At 56.1% G+C, this 6695-nt stretch carries 5 protein-coding genes and 3 pseudogenes; 5 read left to right on the top strand and 3 right to left on the bottom strand.

Going from position 1 to position 6695, the window contains the following annotated elements; all coding sequences use genetic code 11:
* A partial coding sequence (locus NKJ06_RS33675; RefSeq protein WP_502905667.1) for a leucine zipper domain-containing protein occupies positions 1-292 on the bottom strand: 292 nt, incomplete at its 3' end.
* Between the two features lie 313 nt (positions 293-605).
* On the opposite strand from NKJ06_RS33675, the pseudogene NKJ06_RS35910 reads away from it, so the two are divergent.
* From NKJ06_RS35910 to NKJ06_RS33650, 5 genes and pseudogenes are all read left to right on the top strand, one after another.
* A pseudogene (locus NKJ06_RS35910) lies at positions 606-999 on the top strand (transposase family protein); the annotation flags it as partial.
* A gap of 422 nt (positions 1000-1421) precedes the next feature.
* Positions 1422-2141 carry a methyltransferase domain-containing protein gene (locus NKJ06_RS33665; protein ID WP_352812213.1) on the top strand — a complete coding sequence of 240 codons (720 nt, stop codon included), beginning with the start codon at positions 1422-1424 and terminating at the stop codon, positions 2139-2141.
* A 170-nt stretch (positions 2142-2311) separates the two neighbouring features.
* Positions 2312-3430: a D-alanine--D-alanine ligase family protein gene (locus NKJ06_RS33660; protein WP_352812212.1), complete on the top strand. Its 1119-nt coding sequence runs from the start codon at positions 2312-2314 to the stop codon at positions 3428-3430.
* A gap of 102 nt (positions 3431-3532) precedes the next feature.
* Entirely contained in the window at positions 3533-4303 is a 771-nt protein-coding gene (locus NKJ06_RS33655) for a class I SAM-dependent methyltransferase (RefSeq protein WP_352812210.1), read from the top strand.
* Between the two features lie 78 nt (positions 4304-4381).
* Positions 4382-4688: pseudogene (locus tag NKJ06_RS33650) on the top strand (transposase); the annotation flags it as partial.
* A 123-nt stretch (positions 4689-4811) separates the two neighbouring features.
* On the opposite strand, the gene NKJ06_RS33645 reads toward NKJ06_RS33650, so the two are convergent.
* A complete protein-coding gene (locus NKJ06_RS33645) occupies positions 4812-5873 on the bottom strand; it encodes a CocE/NonD family hydrolase C-terminal non-catalytic domain-containing protein (RefSeq protein WP_352812208.1) in 1062 nt (353 codons plus the stop codon).
* Positions 5874-5886: 13 nt separating this feature from the next.
* Positions 5887-6645, bottom strand: a pseudogene (locus tag NKJ06_RS33640) (CocE/NonD family hydrolase); the annotation flags it as partial.
* Positions 6646-6695 lie beyond the last annotated feature (50 nt).

Genomic DNA, 6695 nt, shown 5'->3' with positions numbered 1-6695 from the left:
AGTCTCCCGGCGCACTAGTGGTAACACGCGCCGGCGCGCGCCTAACATGCTGACTTAACGACATATTCTTAAAGGCGGTGTTTAAGTCGGGCATGACGGTGGGCCGGGACGAGCGGTCGGCCATGCCAGCCCGGCCCTCGGCCTTGTAGCGCTCAACCCAGCGCGCCACGATCTTCGCCGACACACCATACGCCCGCGCCGCATGGGCTTTGGAAAAACCGCCTTCTATCACCGCCAGCGCCATCTCCTCTCGACGCAGCGGCGTGAGACGGGCATTCTTGTGGATGTTCATTCGGACCCTCCGATGAGTGCTGAAGCCTGGTAACTCCAGTCTCCTCGGTCCGGTCCGAATGGACAACCTGGCGAACGGGCCGTCGCGGACACTTTCCACGAGGTAGAGATAGCGGTGGCCGCGCGCGACTCTCTCAACGACAAACATGCCAGCGTTGTTAGCGAATAAAGGCCGTAAGATCCATACAGAACAGGGATAGCAGCACAAATGTTGTTACCACACATTTTCGCGCCGGAAATCCAAGGCAAGTGAATTCAATAGCTTAGCGGACAGTGTTCGCCATCCGTTCACCTCCAACTGTTCAAGTTGGGTCATGCCGGGCCTGACCGAACAGGCCGTGGCCGAGCGCATCGTCGCCTTGCGCCGCCAGCGGCTGACCGGCAAGCACATCGCCGTGCAAAACGGGCGTGTCGGAAGCAACGGTGAGCCCGGTGCTGGCCGCGGCCTGTCGCGGCTTAATACCTGGAAACCGACAGAACCGGTGCGCCGCCTATCAGCGCGAGCATTTGGGACACCCCATCACCGGGCGATATCCGGGCGCTGTCAACCGCCATCTCGGCACCGCCTGGTGGTTCCTCCATGTCTGCATCGATGATGCCTTGCGCGTCGCTTTCGTCCAAGTCATGCCCGACCAGCGCAAAGAGCGCGCTGTCACCTTCCTTGAAGCTGCTGCCATCGCTTATTACGCCGGCCTCGGCATCAAGGTTCTGGGTGTGATCTACGGCATTTCTGTTAAGATCCAAGGCCTTCGTCAAGGCCTGCTGCGATCTCGGCCTCAAGCATGTCAAGACAAGGCCCGCCGCGACTGCGCAAGACCGCCATGTTTGAAGGAACCAGCCGCCGCCTCGCACGCTGCCTCCTGAGAGAAAGTGCCCTTCGCAACCCAATTCGGTCGATAATTGTTGTCTGTCTGACAAACTTGTTTCAATTCAGACACACAAGAACAGTCTCTCGGATAGCTAACGAAGTAAACGCAAACTACTTGTCAGTTGGCGCATTTATTGCTTTTCGCTATATGACGTTCGTGCAACTGGCCGGGTCGCGGTCCGGGCCGATGAATTCGTATGAGATCCCCATCTCGGGGCGGCCGCAAGAACAGAAAGAGAGAGCTAATATGTGCGATGATGTAATGTATGATGAAAACTGGGCGTCTACGTATGACCATTATACCAGCATACGAGGAAGGATCGACGAGGTTGATGAGGCTGCCGCCTTTCTTGATCGTTATTGCAATGGGGGCAACGCTCTTGAGCTTGGTGTTGGCGGCGGGCGGGTGGCAGTTCCGCTGAGCGAGCGAGGAGTAAGGGTCGACGGTATTGACAATTCGGACAGCATGTTAAGAGTTCTTGCCAAGCGAAGTGATGTCGTAACGCCTTGGAAGGCTGACATCGCCAATTTTAACTCTGAGCAACGCTACAATCTAGTATATTGCGTTTATAACACCTTCAACCTGCTCTTCACACGCGAAGCACAACTAGCTTGCCTTCGATCTTCTGCCCAGGCATTAGGTGATGAAGGAACTATAGTGATAGAAATTGCTGTGCCAGACCTGGATGGTTTCGTCCACGGCCGGAGAGCTAGTACTCTTCTCGTAGATGATGAGAATACAATCCTGATTGCGGAGGTCCACGAACCTCTAAAGCAAAACGTGGTCTCGACCCTTCTCTGGTTTTATGGAACATCGGTTCGACGTCTACCACATAACATCCGCTACGTGTATCATCAGGAACTTGACACCATGGCCGAATACGTAGGACTGGAGCTGGCGGGGCGTTGGGAAGATTGGGCAAGAGGTGCATTCTCCGGAAATTCCAAGCGTCACATCTCAGTGTACCACCGAAGACGCTAGTGCTTGCTTCACATATCTTTCGGGCGCAGTCGCCGGCTGGGGGCGCTTACTGCCGAAGTTGGAGCTGAGCGGCTTTCGGCTCCAGCCAGTCAAAACTACGAGAGTTGGCAGCTTCTGAAACTTTTAAAAATACCATGATGGACATCCCCTCAGCGATCGGAGGACGAAAAATGCGGCCTGAAGTTTCGTTCATATTTGGCGGGATATCGACGGAGTATGACTCCTCAGTATCGTCGTTAGAAAATGTTATCTCTAATTATCTGGGCATTTCGAATGCAAAACGACCGTTCAACGTGAAGAATATACATCATGTCAGCTATAAAGATGGACTTGTTAGAACGTTTCCATTCAGCGAGACCTTTACAATGTCTGATCTGCATCACGTTATTTCCGGTACTGCCACCGCGCAAGGGCGTACCTTGGTAAATGCCCTTGGCGAGATTGCGTCGCGCAACGAATACGTTGTGAATTTATTGCATGGCCAGTTTGGTGAAGACGGAGGGATCCAAACGCTTGCTGCTCTTTTAGGCCTAAAAGGTACGTTCGGCGATCCTCAAGTTGCATCGTTGACAATGAATAAGTACGCGATGTCGTCTTTCGTTTCCTCGCTATTACCTAGCGACATTATAATGGTGCCCAAGACTAGGCTGATCAAACCTAACCACAATCTAGATGAGGACCACATTGCCAATTCGTTCCGAGGTCCTATTGTTGTGAAGCCGAACTCGCTAGGGTCATCACTACTTACTGAGGTTTTTCATGAACCAGCAACCGCTGGGCGAGAAGTCGTCGCGCTAGTCAATGAAATACTTAAAAAAGACAGCGCCGCCTTATTGCAAGAGTATGTTCGCGGTGACGAATATTCTTGCGGCTGTATGATCGATTCTGGCGATGTGATATCGCTTCCAGTTATGGAGATCAAGACCGATAGGGATTTCTTTGGTTGGAAGGAGAAGTCTCGTAAGGACATGTTCGCCCTCGAGGCGGTGGACGACCATAACAAGTCGATTTCAGACAGGATTAAGTCTGCTGCGAGAATAATAGCTTCAGCTATTGACCTTTATAATATTGCCAGATTTGATTTCATAGTGACGTCTCGATCTGAGATAGTTTTCCTCGAATGTAACTATATTCCTGGAATGGGGAGCCAGAGCATCTTTCCAGCGATGTTGGAAAAAAACGGCATGACCGTGATAGACCTCATACATTGGGTTATTTTACACTCGAAGCCGTATACCAGAAAGAGTCACCTTGTGCGTGGTAAAATAGATCTACAAAGTCCTTTATAGATGAATACCTTTACGGTCGTCCGCGTGTCCCGCAAGGGGCAATTAAGCGGTTGCCGGAAGCAGAAATTCCCCCAATGTTAAGGTCGTTACTGGAGAGTCCTTATGCAGTATTATCCGAAGGAGTTGACCGATGCCCTCGAACTCATCTGGGGCGAAGGCATGCTTTCGCCGGGCGGGCCGGAGAAGGTCGCCGACATGCTGGAGGGCATCGACATCTCCGGCCGCCGCGTGCTCGACATTGGTTCCGGCCTGGGCGGCATCGACGTGCTGCTGGCGATCAAGCACGGAGCGGCAATAGTCATCGGCATCGATGTCGAACCGCAGCTGATTAAATCGGCTAGCAACCTAGCGGCAAGGAAGGGACTCGCCGGGCGCGTCTCCTTCCAACTGGTCACACCGGGCAGGCTCCCGTTTGTGGATACCAGCTTCGACCTCGTCTTCTCCAAAGACGCGATGCTGCATATTGCCAACAAACTGGCGGTCTACTCGGAGGTTTTGCGCGTACTAAAGCCCGGGGGCTGGTTCATTGCAGCGGACTGGTTCTGGTCCGAAGGCGCAGCCGAGAGCAGAATCGTTAGGGCATGGCTCCGCGAATCACAATCGAATTTCGCCTTCACGCCGCCCGCGGCTGCCCTCCAGGCGCTAATCGATGCCGGATTCGCTGAACCGACTGTCACCGATCTCCGCCATCAACTGCAGAAAATCACCCGCGAGGAGGTGTCGCTACTGAAGGGTCCAGTAGGCCAGAAGCTTGTGGCGATCCTCGGCAAAGAAATCGCCGACAGCCGTCTCGCAAGCGCCGAGAGCCGTCAGGCAGCGCTCGATTCCGGCGACTTAATGCCTTGCTATCTTAGGGGTCGCCGCCCGAGCTAGCCAGCGGGAAGCGCTGGGTGCGATCGGCTATGATGTGCGAGCGGAACCCCTTTGCGGAAGGTGAGCGTGCCAGTGATCGCCGCATGGCTGGGATTGACGCCAAAGCCTCATTCAAGCGGCGGCAAGGAGCGGCTCGGCGGCATATCGAAAGTGGGCAACCCGACGCTCCGCTCGCTGCTCATTTGTGGCGCGACGTCTGTCTTGCAGCGCGTTACGGGAAACGACAAAGCGCTGCGATGGCTAGTCACCCTTTTGGCGCGGCGGCCTTTCAAGGTCGTCGCGGTCGCGCCCGCCAACCAAGATGGCGAAGATTATCTGGGCGCTGCTCGCCAAGGGCGAGACATATCGAAATACTGGTGCGGCAAGCGGCGCAGCACGCGCCTGAGCCGAACGACGTCCAGGACGGAGCTGGCCGGCGCGAACCGGGTAAGCGTCGATCGCTACTTTTTTCGCTGGCGCTCACGTTCAATAATTTGAAGCTGTACTGCCACCGCGCGTTTAGCCGCTACTAGGTAAGGAAGCGCGGAATCGCCTGGCGCCATGACTTGCAGACGATTCGCTCGCCGTTTTCGAAGGCGTCGAAGTCGATCTGAAGCTGATAGGCCGACTTGGTGGCAGTCATAACTGTCCGTCCCTGCACTGCAGTCTGCCAAGCTCCGCGGCCTCTCTCGTACCGGTAGGAGACTTCCGTTCGAGCCGATGTCGGATCGTTTTCGGCAACCGAATAAATCATGTGCTTTTTGAAGCCTAAGACCGTACCGATAGGGTCGAGCTGCCAAGTCCCATTGTCGCGCTTAAGTGTCACGGTCACTTGCCTCGTCACCGGGTCGATGCGAACAAACCGCTCGATATTGCCGGGCTTTAGCACCGTGGTCGGCATAGGCGACGAACACTCAGGCTCGCCAAAGGCTGGCAACTCGTCGTCACCGGGTTGAGGCATTCGGATCGGCAGATGCAGACCGCTTGCTCCTGCCTGTACCGTCAATGTGGCGTGCTCCGGCGCGGGGAAGGCGATAGGCCAATAGGCGGTGGATAGAGATAGCCGGATCCGGTGCCCCGGCGGAAATGCATAGCCAACGTCATTCATCGCCAGGCTTACGCGATATGATTTTCCAGTCTCCATCGGCTGGGGCTGTTCGTGGCTGTCGCGGTGCGCCAAGTTGAGCAGTCCATAGGTGACTCGGGTGACCTCGCCGAACGGGCTGACATCAGAGAGCCGTGCGGCAAGGATCGCCGTCGGCCGGTCACAGCTAAGCTCCACTTCGAGAACAGGCGCGCCGAGGATCGGCGTCGTCTCCGTCAGGATCTGGCTGTCAAACACCAAGGAGCCGCCATCGTCCCACCGTTGATCCAGCGGCAGGTCCGGAGCATTTACGCCTCCTCCTGCGAGCATGTAAGCGCACCATTCGCCGCCCGCGATGCCAACCGTCTCGGGCGAGCAGACATCAAGGGTGACTTCCGGCAGCGGTTGCTCTGACAGACAGCCCTGTCCGAGCCTGAAGACCCGCGACGTTACGTGCGGAGACGGCCAAGTAGGGTCGGCGACCCATCGGCCGGGGCCACTCCTCATAAGACGGCGAAGGCGGAACCCAATCCATCATCCAGCTGCGCAGCATAGGTTCCCTCATGATGCCGGTATCCTTGCCCTTCAACCAGTGATCCCACCAGCGAACACATTCCTGCAGGTAGCCGATAGCCGGCCCTGGAGCACCTGAATAAGGGTAGTCGTGCCCCCAAGGTCCAACCAGACCCTTCCGTGGAACACTCAGTTTTGAGAGAAGTCGGAAAATGGCATTCGAACAACCATCGGTCCAACCGCCGGTGGCGAAGACGGCGCACTCTATTGCAGCGTAGTCTTCGCAGACCGAGCCGTGCTTCCAGAAATCATCTCGACGCTGATGGGCGACCCAGTCAATCAATGTCGGACGGACATTTTCCAGCCGTTCCACCCACATTGCGCGCCAATGGTCCTCACCAACGATTTCGGGATCGGGTGCCTGCGACAGTCGCGTGAACAACGCCGTGCCCCAACCCAATGTCTCGTTGAGAAGGCATCCACCCATATAGTGCGCATCATCGGCATAGCGGTCGTCAGTCGAGCAGTGCGTGATGATAGCCTTGAGGCCCTTGGGCCGGCGCGCGGCGACTTGTAAAGCGCTGAAGCCACCCCAGGAGATGCCGATCATGCCTACACTGCCGCTGCACCAGGATTGTCTTGTAATCCATTCGATCGCCTCGACAGCGTCGTCCTGCTCCTGCTTGACGTATTCATCGTCGAATAGACCGCCGGACTCGCCAGTCCAGCTGCCTCTTAGAGCCTGACTCGAAACTCGGTTACGCACGACGCGGAGCTGCCATGCGGCGAAGCATGAGGCGGATCGAGGCGATGAAG

The sequence above is a fragment of the Mesorhizobium sp. M0293 genome (assembly GCF_040321735.1).
Classification (GTDB): Bacteria; Pseudomonadota; Alphaproteobacteria; order Rhizobiales; family Rhizobiaceae; genus Mesorhizobium.
The sequence above is the reverse complement of the archived record's forward strand: the minus strand, read 5'-3'. Positions and strand labels throughout refer to the sequence as shown.